This window comes from Streptomyces sp. Alt3 (assembly GCF_030719215.1).
Lineage (GTDB): Bacteria > Actinomycetota > Actinomycetes > Streptomycetales > Streptomycetaceae > Streptomyces > Streptomyces glycanivorans.
Map to the genome: position 1 here is coordinate 7,227,007 of NZ_CP120983.1, position 19,081 is coordinate 7,246,087.

At 71.7% G+C, this 19,081-nt stretch carries 18 protein-coding genes and 1 pseudogene; 12 read left to right on the forward strand and 7 right to left on the reverse strand.

Translation table 11 applies throughout. The annotated features are described in order from the left end of the window. Window positions 1-231, forward strand: coding sequence for a hypothetical protein (locus P8A20_RS32015; RefSeq protein ID WP_306104744.1), 231 nt, complete (start codon window positions 1-3; stop codon window positions 229-231). A 21-nt stretch (window positions 232-252) separates the two neighbouring features. On the opposite strand, the gene tatA is transcribed toward P8A20_RS32015, so the two are convergent. Beyond that, complete coding sequence (gene tatA / locus P8A20_RS32020; RefSeq protein WP_147962488.1) at window positions 253-528, reverse strand: Sec-independent protein translocase subunit TatA; 276 nt, start codon at window positions 526-528, stop codon at window positions 253-255. A 149-nt stretch (window positions 529-677) separates the two neighbouring features. On the opposite strand from tatA, the gene P8A20_RS32025 reads away from it, so the two are divergent. Beyond that, the gene (locus tag P8A20_RS32025; RefSeq protein WP_306104745.1) at window positions 678-2,237 is read left to right on the forward strand and encodes an LCP family protein; all 1,560 of its coding nucleotides are present in this window, start codon (window positions 678-680) and stop codon (window positions 2,235-2,237) included. Window positions 2,238-2,282: 45 nt separating this feature from the next. On the opposite strand, the gene mgtA is transcribed toward P8A20_RS32025, so the two are convergent. Together mgtA and P8A20_RS32035 are read right to left on the reverse strand one after the other, a co-directional pair. Next, entirely contained in the window at window positions 2,283-4,958 is a 2,676-nt protein-coding gene (gene mgtA / locus P8A20_RS32030; protein ID WP_371606600.1) for a magnesium-translocating P-type ATPase, read from the reverse strand. Continuing rightward, entirely contained in the window at window positions 4,921-5,274 is a 354-nt protein-coding gene (locus tag P8A20_RS32035) for an ArsR/SmtB family transcription factor (RefSeq protein ID WP_014157511.1), read from the reverse strand. Before P8A20_RS32035 ends, mgtA begins: the two co-directional genes overlap by 38 nt. A gap of 123 nt (window positions 5,275-5,397) precedes the next feature. Here P8A20_RS32035 and P8A20_RS32040 point away from each other — a divergent pair. From P8A20_RS32040 to P8A20_RS32075, 8 genes and pseudogenes are all read left to right on the forward strand, one after another. Continuing rightward, a pseudogene (locus tag P8A20_RS32040) lies at window positions 5,398-6,511 on the forward strand (PP2C family protein-serine/threonine phosphatase). A gap of 233 nt (window positions 6,512-6,744) precedes the next feature. Continuing rightward, entirely contained in the window at window positions 6,745-7,629 is an 885-nt protein-coding gene (locus P8A20_RS32045) for a HipA family kinase (protein ID WP_306105223.1), read from the forward strand. Beyond that, window positions 7,626-8,009 carry a DUF3037 domain-containing protein gene (locus tag P8A20_RS32050; RefSeq protein WP_147962491.1) on the forward strand — a complete coding sequence of 128 codons (384 nt, stop codon included), beginning with the start codon at window positions 7,626-7,628 and terminating at the stop codon, window positions 8,007-8,009. The genes P8A20_RS32045 and P8A20_RS32050 overlap by 4 nt, the downstream gene beginning before the upstream one ends. A gap of 202 nt (window positions 8,010-8,211) precedes the next feature. Further along, window positions 8,212-8,973, forward strand: a complete 762-nt coding sequence (gene fabG, locus P8A20_RS32055; RefSeq protein ID WP_147962492.1) for a 3-oxoacyl-ACP reductase FabG — start codon at window positions 8,212-8,214, stop codon at window positions 8,971-8,973. A 22-nt stretch (window positions 8,974-8,995) separates the two neighbouring features. After that, entirely contained in the window at window positions 8,996-9,751 is a 756-nt protein-coding gene (locus P8A20_RS32060; protein ID WP_147962493.1) for an SDR family oxidoreductase, read from the forward strand. Between the two features lie 117 nt (window positions 9,752-9,868). Continuing rightward, window positions 9,869-11,449 carry an ABC transporter substrate-binding protein gene (locus tag P8A20_RS32065; protein ID WP_147962494.1) on the forward strand — a complete coding sequence of 527 codons (1,581 nt, stop codon included), beginning with the start codon at window positions 9,869-9,871 and terminating at the stop codon, window positions 11,447-11,449. A 91-nt stretch (window positions 11,450-11,540) separates the two neighbouring features. Next, window positions 11,541-12,260: a uracil-DNA glycosylase gene (locus P8A20_RS32070; RefSeq protein ID WP_147962495.1), complete on the forward strand. Its 720-nt coding sequence runs from the start codon at window positions 11,541-11,543 to the stop codon at window positions 12,258-12,260. A 108-nt stretch (window positions 12,261-12,368) separates the two neighbouring features. Then, window positions 12,369-12,875, forward strand: coding sequence for a hypothetical protein (locus P8A20_RS32075; protein ID WP_187282361.1), 507 nt, complete (start codon window positions 12,369-12,371; stop codon window positions 12,873-12,875). Window positions 12,876-13,008: 133 nt separating this feature from the next. Here P8A20_RS32075 and P8A20_RS32080 read toward each other — a convergent pair whose 3' ends face one another. Together P8A20_RS32080 and P8A20_RS32085 are read right to left on the reverse strand one after the other, a co-directional pair. Continuing rightward, window positions 13,009-13,521, reverse strand: coding sequence for a DinB family protein (locus tag P8A20_RS32080; protein WP_147962497.1), 513 nt, complete (start codon window positions 13,519-13,521; stop codon window positions 13,009-13,011). Window positions 13,522-13,562: 41 nt separating this feature from the next. Beyond that, complete coding sequence (locus tag P8A20_RS32085; protein WP_147962498.1) at window positions 13,563-14,177, reverse strand: TetR/AcrR family transcriptional regulator; 615 nt, start codon at window positions 14,175-14,177, stop codon at window positions 13,563-13,565. 79 nt (window positions 14,178-14,256) lie between these two features. On the opposite strand from P8A20_RS32085, the gene P8A20_RS32090 reads away from it, so the two are divergent. Then, a complete protein-coding gene (locus P8A20_RS32090; RefSeq protein WP_147962499.1) occupies window positions 14,257-15,462 on the forward strand; it encodes an FAD-dependent monooxygenase in 1,206 nt (401 codons plus the stop codon). Window positions 15,463-15,501: 39 nt separating this feature from the next. Continuing rightward, entirely contained in the window at window positions 15,502-16,407 is a 906-nt protein-coding gene (locus tag P8A20_RS32095) for a Gfo/Idh/MocA family protein (RefSeq protein WP_147962500.1), read from the forward strand. On the opposite strand, the gene lnt is transcribed toward P8A20_RS32095, so the two are convergent. Together lnt and P8A20_RS32105 are read right to left on the reverse strand one after the other, a co-directional pair. Then, the gene (gene lnt, locus P8A20_RS32100) at window positions 16,331-17,959 is read right to left on the reverse strand and encodes an apolipoprotein N-acyltransferase (protein ID WP_306104747.1); all 1,629 of its coding nucleotides are present in this window, start codon (window positions 17,957-17,959) and stop codon (window positions 16,331-16,333) included. The two genes, P8A20_RS32095 and lnt, sit on opposite strands and share 77 nt — an antisense overlap. 146 nt (window positions 17,960-18,105) lie before the next feature. Further along, entirely contained in the window at window positions 18,106-18,969 is an 864-nt protein-coding gene (locus tag P8A20_RS32105) for a universal stress protein (RefSeq protein WP_306104748.1), read from the reverse strand. Window positions 18,970-19,081: the final 112 nt, after the last annotated feature.

Here is a 19,081-nt window from a genome sequence, read left to right on the forward strand (position 1 = left end):
ATGAATGGAGACGGTACGACGTTGTGGGAAGTCGCTGTGCTCGACGGAGGGCCCGCCGACGGGCTGCGGGTGAGGGTCGCCGACCGGCCCGGGGTGGTCCAGGTGACCTGCCCCTGCGAGCTGGACGCGCCGTCGTCGGGGGTGCGGGTCGACGCGCTGTACGTCTACCGGCGCGAGCCGCGGGCGCGGGGCGGGTCGCTGCGCTACGGCTTCGACGCGGCCAGTCCCTGATGCGCCCGCGGGTGCGTTCGTTCAGTGGGTCCGGGCGCTGCCCTCCGGGCCGGACGGCCGGGCCGGAGGAGTGTCGCCGGGTGCGGGCTGTGCGGTCCTGGGGGTGAGCGGTTCGGTGTCGGTGGCCGTGTCGGGTGCCGCGCCGTCCTCCTTCATGGCCTTCGTCTCGCTCTTGAGGATCCGCAGCGACTGCCCCAGTGCGCGCGCGGAGTCCGGCAGCTTCTTCGACCCGAACAGCATGATGACCACGATCGCCAGGATCAGCAGGTGCCAGGGTTCCAGTCCGTTGCGGAGCATGTCCACCCCGTCCTTTCTCTCGACGGTGCCGGTGTGCGCACCCGGTGGTGCGTCGCACGCTTCAAAGGTTGCTAGATTGCGCAACTGTACAAGCATGGGGTGGGTCCAGTCGTCCCCTCCGCCGGATCCGGACGAACGAGGGTGCGTAGATGACAGGCAGTCACCGGGCGGCGACGACCACCCGTCGGGGCGCCGGAGCAGCGACCAGGGGCCGGCGGTCCGGGCGCACCCGGATACGGATCGTCCTGGCCACGGCGGTGTCGCTGCTCGTGCTCGTGACGGCGGGCGCGGGCTGGGCGTACCTCAGACTCAACGGCAACATCGACACCTTCGGGGCCGACGGGATCTCGGACGACAGACCCGCCGCCGCCTCGGACGGGCAGAACGTCCTGGTGATCGGTTCGGACGCCAGGACCGCGGGGAACAGCGAACTGGGCGGCGGTGACAAGAACGACATCGGCCGCTCCGACACCGCGTTCCTGCTGCACGTCTACGCCGACCACCGTCACGCGGTCGCGGTGTCCATCCCCCGCGACACCCTGCTGGACATCCCGCCGTGCAAGCTGCCCGACGGCAGCTGGACCGAGACCAGGCACCAGGCCATGTTCAACGAGGCGTACACCGTGGGCAGCACGGCCGAGGGCAACCCCGCCTGCACCCAGAACACCGTCGAGAACCTCACCGGCCTGCGTGTCGACCACACCGTGGTCGTCGACTTCAAGGGCTTCTCGGCGCTGACGGAGGTCGTCGGCGGCGTGGAGGTATGCGTGCCGCAGGACATCTACCAGAAGGACCTGAACCCGAACCGCGCCACGCGTGGCAAGCGCCTGTTCACCCAGGGGGTGCAGACCGTCTCGGGCCAGAAGGCCCTGGACTACGTACGCATCCGGCACGGCATCGGCGACGGCTCCGACATAGGCCGCATCAAACGGCAGCAGGCCTTCGTCGGCAGCCTGATCAAGAAGGTGAAGAGCGACGGGCTCACGCCCACGAGACTCCTGCCGCTCGCCGACGCGGCGACGACGTCCATGACGGTCGACCCCGGCCTCGGTTCGGCCGACAAACTGGTCTCCTTCGCGATGTCGCTGAAGGACATCGATCTGAACGACACCCGGTTCGTCACGGTCCCCTGGCGGTACGAGGGCGCTCGTGTCGCGATCGTCGAGCCGGACGCGGCGGCGCTGTGGGCGGCGCTGAAGGCCGACCGCACCCTCGACGGTCAGGACGCGGGCGGCGGGAGCGACGCCGACGACGGGAAGGACACCTCCTCCTCGAAGGGCGACGGTTCCTCGGAGGGCGCCGGCCCCTCGACGGACGCCGACGAGGAGGCCCCTGCCGAGGACATCTCCGTCACCGTCAGCAACGGCACCGACGTCACCGGACTCGCCGCCCGTGCGGCGGCGGTACTGGAGGCTTCGGGTGTGACCGTCACCGGCACGGCGACGGCGAGCAGCCAGGACCACCGCACCACGGTGATCGAGTACGGACCCGGCCGGAAGGCGGAGGCGGAGACGCTGGCCCGGCTCCTCGGTACCGGGGAGCTCCGCTCCACCACCACCGGCGGCCTGGAGGTCGTGCTCGGGCAGTCCTACGCGGACCAGGCGGGGGCGTCCTCCGCGTCCCCGGCGCCCTCCGAGGTGCCGGCTGAGGTCGCCGAGGGGGCGCGCACCGCGGACGACGACCTCTGCGCCTCGCTGTCGTACGGATGATCCGGAAGCGGCGTGGGTGGCGGACGAGCAGGCCCACGCGGGCCCCTACCGCTCGGCGCCGGGCCTGTCGTAACGCGACCGTGCCGCCGTCAGAGCCACCGTGTACAGCGCGAGGACCGCGGCGAGCAGCGGGTAGTACAGGGCCGGCAACGCGGTCATGCCCAGCAGCGGTCCGAGGGGGGAGAGCGGCAGGAGGATGCCGATGACGGCCAGGCCGGCGGCGGCCCAGCGGACCGGACTCGCGGTGGCGCCCTCGGCGGTTCGGCGGCCCGTGCGCAGCAGCAGCATCACCAGTGCCTGGGTCAGGAGGTTCTCGGTGAACCATCCGGAGTGGAAGGCGGCCTGCCCGGAGCCGGCGGCATCGTGCAGGGCCAGGGCGAGGACGCCGAAGGTCGCCAGGTCGGCGGCGGCTCCCAGCAGTCCGAAGCCGGTGATGAAGCGGAGGAAGTAGCGGGGCTGCAGCACCGTCGGCGCGCGGAGCGCCGCGGGACGGAGCCGTTCGAAGGCGAACGCGAGCTGAGCGGCGTCGAAGCACAGGTTCTGGACCAGGATCTGCGCCGGCAGCATCGGGAGGAAGGGCAGCATCAGGCCGGTCACGAGCATCGCGATCACGTTGCCGAGGTTGGAGGAGAGCGTGATGCGCAGGTAGGTGGCGATGTTGACGCTGCTGTGCCGGCCGGAGGTTATGGCGTGGGCGATGGCCGTGAGGTCCTTGTCGGCCAGGACCACGTCGGCGCTCTCACGGGCCACGTCCACGGCGTCGCGCGGACAGATGCCGACATCGGCCGTGTGGAGTGCGGGCAGGTCGTTGACGCCGTCACCCAGGAATCCCGTGGTGTGCCCGTCGGCGCGCAGCGCGGAGATGATCCGGGCCTTGTGCTCGGGGGCGCAGCGTGCGAAGACGGTGGTGCGGCGGGCGGCCACGGCGAGCTCGTCGTCCGTCAGCCCGTCGACGGTGTCGGCGGCGAGGACGACGCCGGGGTCGAGCCCGAGATCGCTGCAGGCGCGGGCCGCCGTGCCCGGGTGGTCACCCGTGAGGATCTTGACGGTGACGCCCCGGTCGGCGAAGACCTCCAGGGCCTCCGCCGCGGTCGGCGCGAGGGCGTCGCGCAGGGTGACGAAGCCGACGAGGGTCAGGCCGCGTTCGTCGGCCGGGGTGTAGTCCCGGCTGCGCGCCTGTCGTTCGGAGGTGGCGACCGCGAGAACCCGCAGGCCGCTCGCCGCCTCCCCGGCGGCCAGCGCGAGGAGCCGGGCCCGTTCGTCCTCGATGAGGGCGCAGCGCTCCAGGACGTCCTCCGCCGCCCCCTTGACGACCAGCGTGTGGAGACCGAGGCGGCCGGGACGGCGCACGACCGCGGTGGAGAGGCGCCGTACCGGATCGAAGGGGAGCGCCGCCACGCCTTCGTACTCCAGCGCCTCGTCCTCCTCGACGGCGTCCAGGATCGCCTCGTCCAGGGCGTCCGGAACCGGCAGGTCTGCGAGCTGGAGCGTCCACCACGCATTGACGCCGGCCCAGCGCAGAACCTCGGGATCCTCACCGCCCCGCACGTCCAGCGCGCGGTGCACGACGGGCCGGTCCTGGGTGAGGGTGCCCGTCTTGTCGAGGCACAGTACGTCCACCGCGCCGAGATCGTGCAGCGCGGGGAGCCGTTTGACGATCACCCTGTGGTCACGGGCGAGGAGGGACGCCCCGCGGGCCAGGGCGGTGGTGACGATCACCGGCAGCATCTCGGGGGTGAGTCCGACGGCGACCGCCACCGCGAACGGCAGTGTCTCGAACCCCCTGCCGCGCAGGGCCGCGTTGGCCATGAGCACCAGGGGCGGGGTCAGCAGCATGAAACGGATGAGGACCCAGGAGATCCCGTGCACGGACCGGTCGAAGGCGCTGGCCACGCGTTGCCCCGGGCCGCTCCGGGTCGCTGCGAAGCGGGTGTGCGGACCGGTCGAGACGACGACCGCGGTACCGCTGCCCGAGGCCACGCTGCTGCCCTGGAAGCACAACTGAGGCCGGTCGAACAGCCCGCCCCGGGGATCGGGTGCGTCGACGGCCTCCTTGGCCACGGGCGCCGACTCGCCCGTCAGCGGTGCCTGGTGCACCGTGAGACCGCTCGCCCGCAGGAGCCGCACATCGGCGGGGACCAGGTCACCGGGGCCCAGGCGGATCACGTCGCCCGGCACCAGTTCGTCGACCGGGATCTCCCGTGACCCGGGCGCCTCGTCCTCAGCCGGACGCCGGAGCACGGTCGCGGTGGTCGCCACCAGCTTCCGCAGCGCGGCCACGGACCGGTCGGCCCGGCGTTCCCCGCCGGCCCGCAGGACGCAGCTGACCACCACGAGGGAGAGGATCACGCTCGCGGTGCCCCAGGCCGCCACGACGGCCGAGACCAGTCCCAGACACAGCAGCACCGCGGTGAAGGGGTCCCGCAGACTTCTCACGAGACGGCGGGGCCAGGACGCGGTGCTCCACGACGGCACCGTGTTCTCGCCGAACCTGGCGAGCCGCTCCACCGCCTCCGCCTCGACGAGCCCGCGGGGCCCGCTGTCCAGATGCCGCAGTACCTGGAGCGAGGTGAGCCCGTGCCAGGGCGGTGGACCGTCGTCCGGCAGGGAGCCCGTGCCCGTCGGCTGCCCCGCCCATCGCTCCCCGGGGCCGGCCGGATCGGTACCGCAGGCCGCTGCGGTCTCAGGCACCGAGGTCACGGAGGCGGGGGGCCGACGCATGCGCGGCCCGGTCCGTCAGCTGGCCGATCATCAGCCGCACCACGGTCACCACGTCGGCGTCGTCGACGAAATAGACCTGACGCCGTCCCTCCCGCCGGGAACGTACGAGCCCGGCGAGCTTCAGCTTCGTCAGATGCTGGCTCACCGCGGGCAGAGCCCCGCCCACGCGCTGGGCGAGGCCGCTCACATCGCTCTCGCCCTCCGCCAGGGCCCACACGATGTGCAGACGTGGTGGCGACGCCAGCAGCCCGAAAGCCGCAGCCGCGTCCGCCAGCACCTCGGCGGGCGGATCGTCGGAGCCCCCTGCTGCCACCATCGTTCTCCCGTCCGGCGTGGGCCGTGCGGTCGGGCCCGAAGGTTCCCAGTGTAGGCGCCGCCCAGCCGCGGGAAACGTCCCGCTCTGCGTGCGAGCCGGGTACGGGCGGTGTAGAGAGGAACCATGTCGCAGCGCCCCGGAGGACTTCGTCGGCCGGCGCGAGCGGGCCGGGCGATGGTCGCCATTCCGATCGCGTGGATCGTCGCGGTGTGTGGTCGACGTCCTCGCGCCGCCCGACATCCATCTGGGTCCGCTGCTCGTCGCGGCCCCGGCGATCACCCCGCTGTTCGGCGGGCCCCGGACCGTGGGCCTGGTCGCCGCGCTCGCGGTGATCGGGCAGACGGTCGTCGGGGTGCTGCGCGATCCCGACGAACTGCTCTCGGCCAACCACGAGTCACAGATCATCGCCCTGGTACTGGTCGGCACGAGCCTCGTGATCTTCTGCGTACTGCGTGAGCGCCGCGCGAAGGAACTCGCCCAGGTCCGGTACGTGTCCGAGGCCGCCCAGCGCGTGGTCCTGCCGCCGCTTCCCAAGCAGCTCGGCCCGCTGGGCGTCGCCTCCCTCTACCTCGCCGCGGAGGCCGAGGCCCAGATCGGCGGGGACCTGTACGCGGCGGCGCGCACCCCCTCCGGCACCCGGCTGATCGTCGGTGACGTGCGGGGCAAGGGGATGGCCGCGGTCCATGACGCCGCCGCGCTGCTCGGAGCGTTCCGCGTCGCCGCCCGACGCCGGGCGAGCCTGGCCGAACTGGTGGCCCACCTGGACCGGAGCGTGTGCTCGGACGTGACGGAGCCGGATGAGCCGGGCCGCTACGGAGAAACGTTCATCACCGCCACCGTCCTCGACATCCCCGACGGGGACGGCCGGGTCGAGATGATCGCCTGCGGACACCCGCCGCCGGTCGTCCTGCGCGACGGCCGTCCGACGACGGTGGACGCCCTCCACCCGGCACCCCCGCTGGGCCTCGGCGAACTGGCGCACCGCCGGTACCACGTCCACAGCTTCATGTTCGAGCCAGGAGACCTCCTGATGCTGTACACGGACGGTGTCACTGAGGCCCGCGACGCCGGCGGCGTCTTCTACCCGCTCGCCGAGCGCGTCACCGGCTGGACCGAGAGGGATCCGGACGCCTTCCTCGACCGCTTCCGGCGCGACCTGCTGGACCATGTCGGCGGACACCTCGACGACGACGCCGTCATGATCGTCATAGGGCGTCCTGCCACACCCCGGGCCTGAGCATCCGGACGCCCGTCGCCCGCGATCACCCTCGGTCACTATGCTCTCCTCATGCCGGAGACGTGCGGTTCGGGGCACGACGTCACCGGAGGACCGCCGAGAAGCGGATCGGCGGGACCGGATCGCCGGCCGGCGACCCTCGTGCCCGAGGAGCGGCCGACGGCCGGCTTCCGTCATCGCACCCGTGAAGCAGTCCATGGAGTGCACAGTCGAAGAGATGGGTGGCCCGGAAAGTGTTGAGAGAGGTCGTCGCGACCCGCTACGTCACGCCCCTGCGTGAAGGCGGCTCGCTGCCCGGGATCGTCGAGGCCGACGACCTGGGCACGTACGTCATGAAGTTCACCGGGGCGGGACAGGGGCGCAAGACCCTGGTCGCGGAGGTCATCTGCGGCGAGCTCGGCAGGAGGCTCGGGCTGCGGGTGCCGGAGCTGGTGACCATGCAGCTCGACCCCGTCATCGGTCTCGCCGAACCGGACCAGGAGGTGCAGGAGCTGCTCAAGGCGAGCGGCGGGCTGAACCTCGGCATGGACTACCTCCCCGGATCGCTCGGCTTCGACCCGCTCGCCTACCAGGTGGATCCGGCGGAGGCCGGGAGGATCGTCTGGTTCGACGCGCTGATCAACAACGTGGACCGCTCGTGGCGGAACCCCAACATGCTGGTCTGGCACGGTGATCTCTGGCTGATCGACCACGGGGCCACCATGATCTGGCACCACAACTGGCCGGGCGCCCAGGCGTCCGCGGCGAAGCCGTACAACGCCTCCGACCACGTGCTCGCGCCGTTCGGTCCCGACATCGCGGCTGCCGCCGCCGAGCTCGCCCCGCTGGTCACCGAGGAACTGCTCACCGAGGTGGCCGCCGAGGTGCCGGACGAGTGGCTCGCGGGAGAGCCGGGATTCGAGACGACTGACCTGCTGCGGCGGGCCTACGTGGAGCCGCTGCTGGCGCGCGCGGGGAGCATCCACGAGCGGATCTCCATGGGGGAACCCACGAAGACGCAGCCCTCCCGGGCCCCCGGCTGGCTCGCGGAGCGTCTGGCCCCGCGGCCGAATCCAGCGGACGAGGACCGTGCCGCCCGGGCGGACACCTCACGGAACAGCGAGGACAGCGCCCGATGAGCACACGCGATGTCTTCGAGTACGCGGTCCTGCGCGTCGTGCCCCGTGTCGAGCGCGGTGAGTGCTTCAACGCGGGCGTACTGGTCTACTGCCGCGCGAAGTCCTTCGTCGCCGCGCGCACCCACCTGGACGAGCGCAAGCTCAAGGCCCTGGACCCGCATGCCGACGTGGTGGGAGTCCGGGCCGCCCTGCGTGCGGTCGAGGGGGTCTGCGGCGGCGGTGACGCGGCGGGCCAGGCGGCCGGTGACGACCCCGGCCGGCGCTTCCGCTGGCTGATCGCTCCGCGCTCCACGGTCGTCCAGCCGGGCACCGTGCACAGCGGGCTCACCCTGGACCCCGAGGCCGAGATCGAGCGGCTGCTCGACCTGTTGGTGCGCTGATTCCGGCACCGGCGGCGCCGCCCGTGACGTACGCGGCCACGGCGCCGTCCGGTGTGACATGCGCCCGCGCCCCCGTGTGCCGTTGACACCGGGTGCCAGGGCTTCTAGCGTCTCGTCTGCTGAAGGTACTAAGCGGTTGCTCAGTTATCGGGAACTTCCTGACGTCCGCTGAGCCGCGATCCAAGGGCGAGGAGAACCAAGCATGTCCACCACCGAGCAGCGCGTCGCCATCGTGACGGGAGCGGCACGGGGCATCGGCGCCGCCACCGCCGTACGCCTGGCGGCCGAGGGCCGCGCCGTCGCCGTACTCGACCTCGACGAGGCGGCGTGCAAGGACACGGTCGAGAAGATCACCGCCGCCGGGGGCACGGCCCTCGCCGTCGGCTGCGATGTGTCGGACAGCGCCCAGGTGGAGGCCGCCGTCGCACGGGTGGCCGCCGAGCTCGGCGCACCGACGATCCTCGTCAACAACGCGGGCGTGCTCCGCGACAACCTGCTCTTCAAGATGAGCGAGTCCGACTGGGACCTCGTGATGAACGTCCACCTCAAGGGTGCGTTCCTGATGGCCAAGGCCGTCCAGTCGCATATGGTGGAGGCCAAGTTCGGCCGCATCGTCTCGCTCTCCTCCTCCTCGGCGCTGGGCAACCGTGGCCAGGCGAACTACTCCGCGGTCAAGGCCGGTCTCCAGGGCTTCACCAAGACGCTCGCCAAGGAGCTCGGCAAGTTCGGTGTGACCGCCAACGCCGTCGCCCCGGGCTTCATCGTCACCGAGATGACCGCCCAGACCGCGGCCCGGGTCGGTATGGGCTTCGAGGAGTTCCAGGCGGCTGCCGCCACGCAGATCCCGGTGCAGCGCGTGGGGCACCCCGAGGACATCGCCAACGCCATCGCGTTCTTCACGGGCGACGACGCGGGATTCGTGTCCGGCCAGGTCATGTACGTCGCCGGCGGACCGCTCAACTGACCCCGGAAGGGCAACGGACAACATGACTGTGCAGGACAGTGGCAAGGTCGCGCTCATCACGGGTGCGAGCCGGGGCATCGGCTACGGCATCGCGGAGGCGTTCGTCGCCCGCGGTGACCGTGTCGTCATCACGGGCCGTGGCGAGGACGCGCTGAAGGAGGCCGTCGAGAGGCTCGGCGCCGACAGGGCGGTCGGCATCGCGGGCAAGGCGCACGACGAGGCGCACCAGGCCGCGGCTGTCGAGCGTGCGATGGAGGCGTTCGGCCGGGTCGACCACCTGGTCAACAACGCGGGGACGAACCCCGTCTTCGGGCCGATGGCCGAGCTCGACCTCAACGTGGCCCGCAAGGTCTACGAGACCAACGTGATCTCGGCGCTCGGGTTCGCCCAGCAGACCTGGAAGGCATGGCAGAGGGAGAACGGCGGGGCGATCGTCAACATCGCCTCGGTCGCGGGCGTCTCCGCGTCCCCGTTCATCGGCGCCTACGGCATGAGCAAGGCGGCCATGGTCAACCTGACCCTCCAGCTGGCGCACGAGTTCGCGCCGGTCGTGCGGGTCAACGCGATCGCCCCGGCCGTGGTGAAGACCAAGTTCGCGGAGGCGCTGTACGAGGGCCGTGAGGCCGAGGCGGCAGCCGCCTACCCGCTGGGCCGGCTCGGTGTCCCGCAGGACATCGGCGGGGCGGCGGCGTTCCTCACCTCGGAGCAGTCCGACTGGGTCACGGGGCAGACGCTGGTGGTCGACGGGGGGATCTTCCTGAACGCCGGCGTGGCCTGACCGGGCCTGCGTCAGTTTGGCCTGATTGCCTCAAGTGCCTCGCCGGGCCTACGGATTGTCCTGGCGAGGCGCTGCGGTATGGTCTGCCGACCCCAAGGCCGATCGAGGAGCGTGCTCGTGTTCTACCGGTCCAGTCTGCAGGCCTCTGCAGCCCTTGCTTCCCTTTCTCTGCTGGCTGGTTGCGGTCTGTTGTCCGACAGCGGTTCGGAGACGGAACAGCGGATATCGGTCGGGACGACGAGCTCGCCCTCGACCCTCGATCCGGCGGCCGCCTGGGACGGTTCCTGGGAGCTCATGAGGAACGTCTTCCAGACCCTGGTGAGCTTCCCGACCGGCAGTACCAGCCCCGAGCCCGACGCGGCCCGGGAGTGCCGCTTCACCGACTCCTCGAGCATGGCGTACCGGTGCACCCTCCGCTCGGGCCTGAAGTTCTCCAACGGCGACAAGATCGACGCCGAGACCGTGAAGTACTCCATCGACCGGATCAAGACGATCAAGGTCAAGGGTGGCCCGGCCGGCCTTCTCGGGTCTCTGGACCGGGTGGAGACCAAGGGCGACGACGAGGTCATCTTCCACCTCGCCAAGGCGGACGCGACCTTCCCCTTCATCCTGGCCACTCCCGCGATGTCGATCGTCCCGCCCGGCGAGTACCCGGCGGACCGCGTCCGCGACGACGGCAAGGTCACCGGTTCGGGGCCGTACGTCCTGGACTCGTACGAGCAGGGCAAGCAGGCCGAGCTGACGAAGAACCCCGGCTACAAGGGGTTCGCCGACCGGAAGAACAACGCGGTCACGATCCGCTACTTCGACGACTCGGCCCCCATGGTCGAGGCGCTGAAGAACAAGGAGATCGACGCCACCTACCGCGGTCTGACAGCCGAGGAGGTCATCGGCCTCGAGGACAACAAGAAGGACAACAACGGTCTGCAGATCGTCGAGTCGGTGGGCGCCGACATCCGCTTCCTCGTCTTCAACCCCAAGGACCCGGCAGCCGGGAAGCTGGCCGTCCGGCAGGCCGTCGCCCAGGTCGTGAACCGCGACGCGCTCGTCGCCAAGGTCTACCGGGGCACCGCCGAGCCGCTGTACTCCATGGTCCCGAAGGGCATCGCGGGACACGCCACCAGCTTCTTCGACTCCTACGGCGACCCCGACGTGGCCAAGGCCAAGGCGCTGCTCGCCGGGGCGGGGATCACCGCACCGGTCAAGATGACCTTCTGGTACACCACCGACCGCTACGGTTCCTCCACCGCACCGGAGTTCGCCGAGCTGAAGCGCCAGCTGGAGGCGTCCGGCCTCTTCCGGATCACGCTGAAGAGCGCGCCCTGGAAGACCTTCCAGGAAGGTTTCAACAAGGGTGACTACCCGGTCTTCGGCCGTGGCTGGTTCCCCGACTTCCCGGACCCGGACAACTTCATCGCCCCCTTCGTCGGCCAGGACAGCGTCACCGGTACTCCGTACCTGAGTAACGAGATCACCCGTGAGCTGCTGCCGTCCTCCCGGCAGGAGAGCGACCGCGGTGCCGTCTCCGACCAGTTCAAGCGGGCCCAGGACATCCTCGTCAAGGACGTCCGGCTGCTGCCCCTGTGGCAGGGCAAGCTCTACGTGGCGGCCGGCGAGGACATCGGCGGCGGCGAGCGCGCCCTCGACCCCCAGACGGTCATGCAGATGTGGGAGCTGTACCGCAAGACCAGCTGGTAGGAGTGCGGCCGACGGACTCGGCGGGTCGGTTGTCAGTGGTCCCCGGTAGGTTCTGTCATCAAGAACCGATTGCATACCGGAGGTTGTGGACGTGACCGACACCGACCTGCTGCCCGAGTCCTGGCGCGGCGTCCTCGGCGAAGAGCTGCAGAAGCCCTACTTCGAGGAGCTCACGGATTTCGTCGAGGAGGAGCGGGCCAAGGGGCCGGTGTATCCGCCGCGTGAGCAGGTCTTCGCCGCGCTCGAGGCCACGCCGTACGACCGGGTGAAGGTGCTCATCCTCGGCCAGGACCCCTACCACGGCGAGGGCCAGGGGCACGGTCTGTGCTTCTCGGTCCAGCCGGGCGTGAAGACGCCGCCGTCCCTGCGCAACATCTACAAGGAGATGAACGACGAGCTCGGCCTGCCCGTCCCGGACAACGGCTATCTGATGCCGTGGGCCGAGCAGGGCGTCCTCCTGCTCAACGCGGTGCTGACGGTCCGCGGCGGCGAGGCGAACTCCCACAAGGCCAAGGGCTGGGAGAAGGTCACCGACGCGGTGATCCGCGCAGTGGCCGAGCGGCCCGATCCAGCCGTGTTCGTCCTCTGGGGCAACTACGCCCAGAAGAAGATCCCGCTGATCGACCAGGACCGCCACGTGGTGGTGAAGGGCGCACACCCCTCGCCGCTCTCCGCCAAGAAGTGGTTCGGTTCCCGGCCCTTCACCCAGATCAACGAGGCCGTTGCCGCCCAGGGCCACGAGCCCATCGACTGGCGGATCCCGGACCTGGGCCTCCCGGCGACCCGTCCGAAGGCCGCGGCCCGCGCCTGAGCAGGATCGCCGGTGGGTGCGGCTAGCGTCTGAGCCACCGGAACAGGCCGGCGGTGACCAGGGGAGACTTCTGCGGTGGAGCGGCGGGAAGTGCCGGGCGACGTCGTCATGACCAGGATCGGCCAGGCGGTCATGCTGCTCCACGCGGGGGACCGGGAGGAGGCCCGCAACCGGTTCGGGATCATCTGGTCCGAGATCGGTGAGAGCGGCGACGCCCTGCACCGCTGCACCCTCGCCCACTACATGGCGGGTACCCAGGACGACCCCGGGGACGGGCTGGCCTGGGGCCTGAGGGCGCTGACGGCCGCGGAGGGCCTCACCGGGACGGCGGCCACGGACCGGGACGCCGAGCACGAGGGCTCCGAGCACGGACACGCCGATCACGGGGGCGCCGAGCACCAGGACATGACCGCCGTGCGGGCCCTCGTCCCGTCGCTCCATCTCGATCTGGCCCGTAGTTATCTGAAGCTGCAGCGCTTCGAGGCGGCCCGGATCCACCTCGACCGGGCCTGGGACGGGGTCGCGGTCCTGGACGACGACGGATACGGCGGCGGGGTGCGGGCCGCCATCGGGCGTATGGAGCAGCGCATGCGGGGGTGCGGGGACGGTGCATGACGTGGGCCTTGCCCCCCCCCGGCCGGCCACTTGGACCGTGTCCCTCGCCGGCCACCCGGGCGCCGTGTCCCCGGGCTAGCCGGGCCGGGGATGACCCGGGCCGGCCGTCCCGAAGGGGCCGGTCCCGCTCCGGTCACTCGCCGGTCGCGCCGTCGATCCGTTCCCGGACGAGGTCGGCGTGGCCGTTGTGCCGCGCGTACTCCTCGATCATGTGCGTGTAGATCCAGCGGAGGGTGAAGGGCTTGCCCGCCCTGCCCACGCCGACGGACAGCCCGTCGAGTCCGAACTTCGCGGCGTTCGCCCGCGCGACCTCGATCTCCGCCTCCCAGGTGGTCCTGGCCTCCTCCCAGGTGTCCTCCTCGGTCGGATGGAACTCCCCGTCCGGGTCCTCGTCCGTCCCGTAGATCGGTGGAACCTCCTCGCCGGCCAGCACCTCGCGGAACCACCCGCGTTCGTTCTCGGCCAGGTGCCGCACGAGGCCGAGCAGGGTGAATTCCGAAGGAGGCACGGACGCCTCCCGCAACTGGGCGTCGGTGAGGCCCGCGCACTTCATGGCCAGGGTCGCGCGGTGGTAGTCCAGCCACCCCTCCAGCATCGTGCGCTCGGCGGCGTCGAGGGCGGGCGCGGACCGTTCGTTTGTCGTCATGGGTGCCATCGTCGTGCATCGGTGACGATTGCCGCGACGGCTTATCCGGTGCCGAGCATGCCCCGCAGCAGTTCGGCGCAGCCTGCGCTCAGTTGGGCCTCGGTCGGTACGGCCCGGTGGTAGGACCCCGCGGCGCAGGCGAACATCATCCCCTCCGCCCACGCCACCACCGACAGAGCGTGACGTTCCGGATCGGCCGACCCCGCCGCGGCCATCGACGCGACCAGCGGATCACGGAACCGCCTGCCCGCCTCGTCGTAGTAGGCACGGAGCGCGGGGCGCCGGGTGGCCTCCAGGGCGAGTTCGTAGCGGCAGACCAGGAGCTCGGTGCTGCCGGTCAGATAGCGGTGCAGGGCGTGGGCCAGCGCCTCGGCCAACCGGTCCGGCCCGCGGCCCGGGAGCAGTTCCCCGAGAGTGAGCACCCGCCCCTCCAGTTCGGCGAGCCGGTGCACGGCGGCCTCCAGCAGGGCTTCCCGGGTGCGGGCGTGGTTCGACGTGGATCCCTGGGGGAGTCCGGCCCGCTCGTCCACGGCCCGGTGGGTGAGGCCCCTCATGCCGCGTTCCGCGAGCAGCGCGAGCGCGGAGTCGGCGATCAGATCGGCGCGGGACCGCCCGGACGGCCGGGCGCTGCCTGCGGGTGTGGTGCGTGTGGGCATGGATTTAATCTACCGCCGCCACTACACGTGTAGTACGGTGAGGCTGTTACTACAGGTGTAGTGCATGGGAGGTCCGGTCATGGCGACATCCGCAGCGGTGGTCATCGGAAGCGGAATCGGCGGCCTCACCGCTGCCGCTGCGCTCCACCGGAGCGGCTGGCAGGTCACGGTGCTGGAGCGCGCCGCCTCGCTCGAACCCGTCGGGGCGGGCATCAGCCTCGCCCCGAACTCCCAGCGCGCCCTGGACGTCATCGGGCTCGGCGACCAGGTCAGGTCCCTCGCCGTGTGGCAGGGCGACGGTGGCATGCGTACGCCGTCCGGGCGTTGGCTCGCCCGGACCGACAGCGCCGCCGCCGCCGAGCGGTTCGGCGGGCCGCTCGTGCTGCTGCACCGCGCCGCGCTCATCGGCCTGCTCCGCGCCCGGCTCCCCGGGTCCGCCGTGCACACCGGCACACCGGCCCGACTCGTCACGCCCGGTGTCGCGGACGGGGCCCGGGCCCTGGTCAGGACGCCCTCGGGGGACATCGAGGCCGACCTGGTGATCGGCGCCGACGGCATCGGCTCGGCGGTTCGCAGCACCCTCTTCCCAGGTCACCCCGGACCCGCGTACAGCGGATTCACCACCTGGCGGGTCATCTCCCCGGGAGTCGGCCACACCTTCAGCTCGCACGAGACCTGGGGCCGCGGCGCGCTGTGGGGCAGCCACCCGTTGAAGGACGGCGGGATCTACGCCTACGCCGCGGCGGCCGTGCCGGCGGGAGTGCGGGCTGCCGACGACGAGAAGGCGGAGCTGCTGCGCAGGTACGGCGACTGGCACGACCCGATCCCCGGGATCATCGCGTCGGTCGAGCCCGGCCAGGTCCTGCGCCACGACGTCCACCAGCTGGCGGATCCGCTGCCGTCCTTCCACCGGGGCCGCACCGTGCTGGTCGGCGACTCGGCGCACGCCATGGTGCCCTTCCTCGGTCAGGGCGGTAACCAGGCCATCGAGGACGCCGTGGTGCTCGCCCACCACGTCGCGCCCGAAGCCGACCTGGGCGCGGGTCTGGCCGCCTACAGTGCGGCCAGGGTGCCCCGGACGACCGCGATGGTCCGCAAGGCGGCGCAGATCTCCCGGATGACGAGACTGTCCGCGGCACCGGCCGTCGCCCTCAGGGACGGGCTGATGTCCGCGGTCTCCAGGCTCGGCCCGGGTCTCGTCCTGCGGACCTTCGACGGCATCTGCGACTGGCGGCCCCCGCAGCGCACGTATGCTGCCAGGACCAGGGAAGGGCAGAGCACGTGACCGTGACAAGACCCTGGTCAAGGCGACAGGGAGAACCTCGTGAAGGTCGGCTGCATCGGGCTCGGAGACATCGCGCAGAAGGCGTACCTGCCGGTACTGACGACCCTGCCCGGCGTCGAACTGCATCTGCAGACCCGCACCCCGGCCACCCTCACGGCGGTGGCGGGGGCACACCGGATCCCGTCGGCAAAGTGCCACCAGGACCTCGGCGCGCTCCTGGCCCAGGGGCTCGACGCCGCCTTCGTGCACGCGCCGACCGCCGCGCACTCGGAGATCGTCGGCCGACTGCTCGAAGCGGGCGTCCCCACCTACGTCGACAAGCCGCTCGCCTACGAACTCGCCGACTCCGAAAGACTGGTGGCCCTCGCCGAGGAGCGCGGCGTCTCACTCGCCGTCGGGTTCAACCGCCGGCTCGCCCCGTCGTACGCGCAGTGCGCCGAGCACCCGCGCGAACTGATCCTCCTGCAGAAGAACCGGGTGGGGCTGCCCGAGGACCCGCGCACCATGGTGCTCGACGACTTCATCCACGTCGTCGACACCCTGCGCTTCCTGGTTCCCGGACCGGTGTCCGACGTCGTGGTGCGCGCGCGGATCGACGAGGGCCTCATGCACCATGTGGTGCTGCAGCTGTCCGGCGACGGATTCACCGCGATCGGCATGATGAACCGGCTCAACGGATCGACGGAGGAGATCCTCGAGGTCTCCGGGCAGGACACGAAGCGGCAGGTCCTCAACCTCGCGGACGTCGTCGACCACAAGGGACAGCCCACCCTGCGACGCCGCGGCGACTGGGTGCCCGTCGCCCGCCAGCGCGGGATCGAGCAGAGCGTCGTGTCCTTCCTGGACGCGGTGCGGTCCGGGGAACTCCTCAGTGCCCAGGACGCCCTGGAGACCCACCGGCTGTGCGAGCGGGTGGTCCTGGACGCCTCGGAGCAGGCGTCCTGAGGGACCGCAGGCCCAGCGCACCGAAGAAGACGGCCAGTACCGCCAGGGCGCCGTACACGGGCCAGGCACCCAGCCGGACGAACAGGGTGGTGCCCCGGGCGAGCGGGACGTCGTACACGGCGGCCTCGCTCGCGTCGGTGCCGAGCACCGGTCCCACCCGTTCGCCCAGCGGGCCGTAGACCGCGCTCACGCCCGTGAGCGTGGCGTGCGCCATCGGGCGCCCCGTCTCCGCGGCCCTCAGCGCCCCGAGCGAGGCGTGCTGTGCGGGGGCCCAGCTGTGCTGGAACGTCGAGGTGGACGACTGGGCGACCAGCAGCTGGGCCCCGTCCTTCGCCAGGTGCCGGCTCATGTCGGGGAACGCCGACTCGAAGCACACCAGCGGGCCCACCCGCAGCCCGTCCGGCAGGTCCATCACCACGGGGCCGCTGCCCCGCAGCCGGTCCTCGCCCGCCGCCTTGCCCACCGAGGTCGCCCAGCCCAGCAACGCGCGGGCCGGGACGTACTCCCCGAACGGCACTAGGCGCATCTTGTCGTAACGCTCCCCGGTCGGCCCGTCCGGGCCCACCAGCACCGCCGACTTGAAGATCCCGGTGCGGCCGGGGGAGTCCGTGCGCCGTGCGTCCATGTTGACCAGGACATCGGCCCCGACCAGACGCGACAGCGCCGCGACCCGGTCCGCCTGCCCGGGGCTCCGGGACAGGTCGACGCCCACACTGCTCTCGCCCCACACCACCAGGTCCACGTCCCGGCCCGCCAGTTCCCGGGTGAGCTGCTCGCTGCGGGAGAACCGGCGCTCGACACTGCCGGGACCCTCGACCACGCCCGGCTGCACGACGGCGACACGGACGGAGCCGGTCTCCTGCGGCCGTGGTGCCCAGACCACCGTCGCTCCCACGCCGACCGCGACGGCCACCAGACACGCGGCCGCGGCCGCACGGGCCGTCGGCACGGCCAGCAGCAGCGCGAGCGCGGTGTTCACGGCCACGACACCCAGACTGACCAGCCACACACCCCCCACCGAAGCGACGCGCAGAGCCGGCGCCACCTCCCACTGGCTGGCTCCCAGCAGCCCCCAGGGCCCGCCGAGCCCCTCCCACGAGCGGACCAGTTCGATCATCAGCCATCCGGAAGGCACCACGGCCACGGCCGCCACCGAACGCCGCAGGGACGGCGTGCCGCCGAGCAGCCGGGCCACGAGCAGGCCCCAGGGCGCCCAGAGCAGTCCCAGCAGAGCGGCGAGCACCACGATGAACACATGGAGACTCGGCATGAGCCAGTGGTGCACGGCGAGCATGAAGCCCATGCCGCCGAGCCAGCCGTCGGCCGCCGCACGCCGTCCCGTACCCGCCGACCGGATCAGCAGCAGCCAGGGCACCAGAGCGACGTAGGCGAACCACCAGAGCGAGGGCGCCGGAAACGCCAGGGCCGGCAGGGCGCCCGCGCAGAGCGCCACTGCCCCGCGGCCGGTGCGCGAACGCAGCAGCCGCTCGTACGGCCGCGCTCCGCCTTCGCCCGCCCGCCCGCCCGGAGGCCGCCCGCCCCGCATCGGCATGCGTCTCCTCCTCGCCCGTCCAGTGCCTGATCCCAGTGTGGTGCAGAAGATCAGCAGTGCACAGTGGGCGTGCCGCAGCCGCCGGACCACGCCTCCCCGCCGGGGCGGGGTGTTCCCGTGACCAGGGTGCGCAGTGAGGCACGCTGTCAGCTGGGAACGACGGCCACCGGCCCGAGCGCGTGCGTCACCGTCGTCTGCGCGACGGGCGAGAGACCGAGCCCGAGGGACTCACCGCCCCTGCGCCGTCCGACCACGGTCAGTGCCGCGGTGGCCGACGCCGTGACCAGGGTGCGCGACGCCGAGCCCCGGACGGGTTCGCGCACGACCTCCACCTGCGGGTACTTCTCATCCCGCCCGGCGGTGAGTTCGGCCAGCGCACGCTCCGCCGATTCCGCGGCCGCCTCGCTGTCGAAGACCGGGCCGCCGGACAGGACGGACGAGAACATCGTCCACCCGTGCACGAGCCGCAGCCGTGCGCCCGGTCTGGCGGCGGCGGCCTCGAAGGCGAAGTCGAGGACCGTCGCGCTGCTCTCGTCCGCGGCGATCCCCGCCACCACGTCCAGGGAGCTGCCCGCGTGCCCGGCGTCACTCCCGTCCGTGCGGCCGGTGTGGACGACGACGACCGGACACCGCGCCATCGAGGCGGTGGCCAGGCTGTCGGATCCGGTCATCAGCGAGCGGAAACCGCCGAGCCCACGGGACCCGACGACGACCAGCGAGGCGTCACGGCTGAGCGAGACCAGCGCAGCCGAGGGGAAGTCCAGCGGGGCCAGGGTTGAGACGGGCAGCTCCGGGGCCCGCGCGGAGACCCGCAGCACGGCCCGCGCGAGCAGTTCCTCGGCCTCCCGCAGTCCCCTCTCCTCCTCCGCGCGCCCGGCGTGCGGCCGGACGTGCACGATCAGCAGCGGCAGACCGCCGCGCACCGCCTCGTCCACGGCCCAGTCGAGCGCCTCCCAGCTGTGCGCCGAGCCGTCCACGGCGGCGATCACGGGAAGGGCGTCGGTGCTCATGCGGGCCTCCAGGACCGTCGGAGTACTCCCGGGCGCGTCCATGATCGCCCGAACTGCGATTATGACCCGACGGTGCGCCGGTGTGGTCGGCCGGGCCTCACCGGCGTCCACG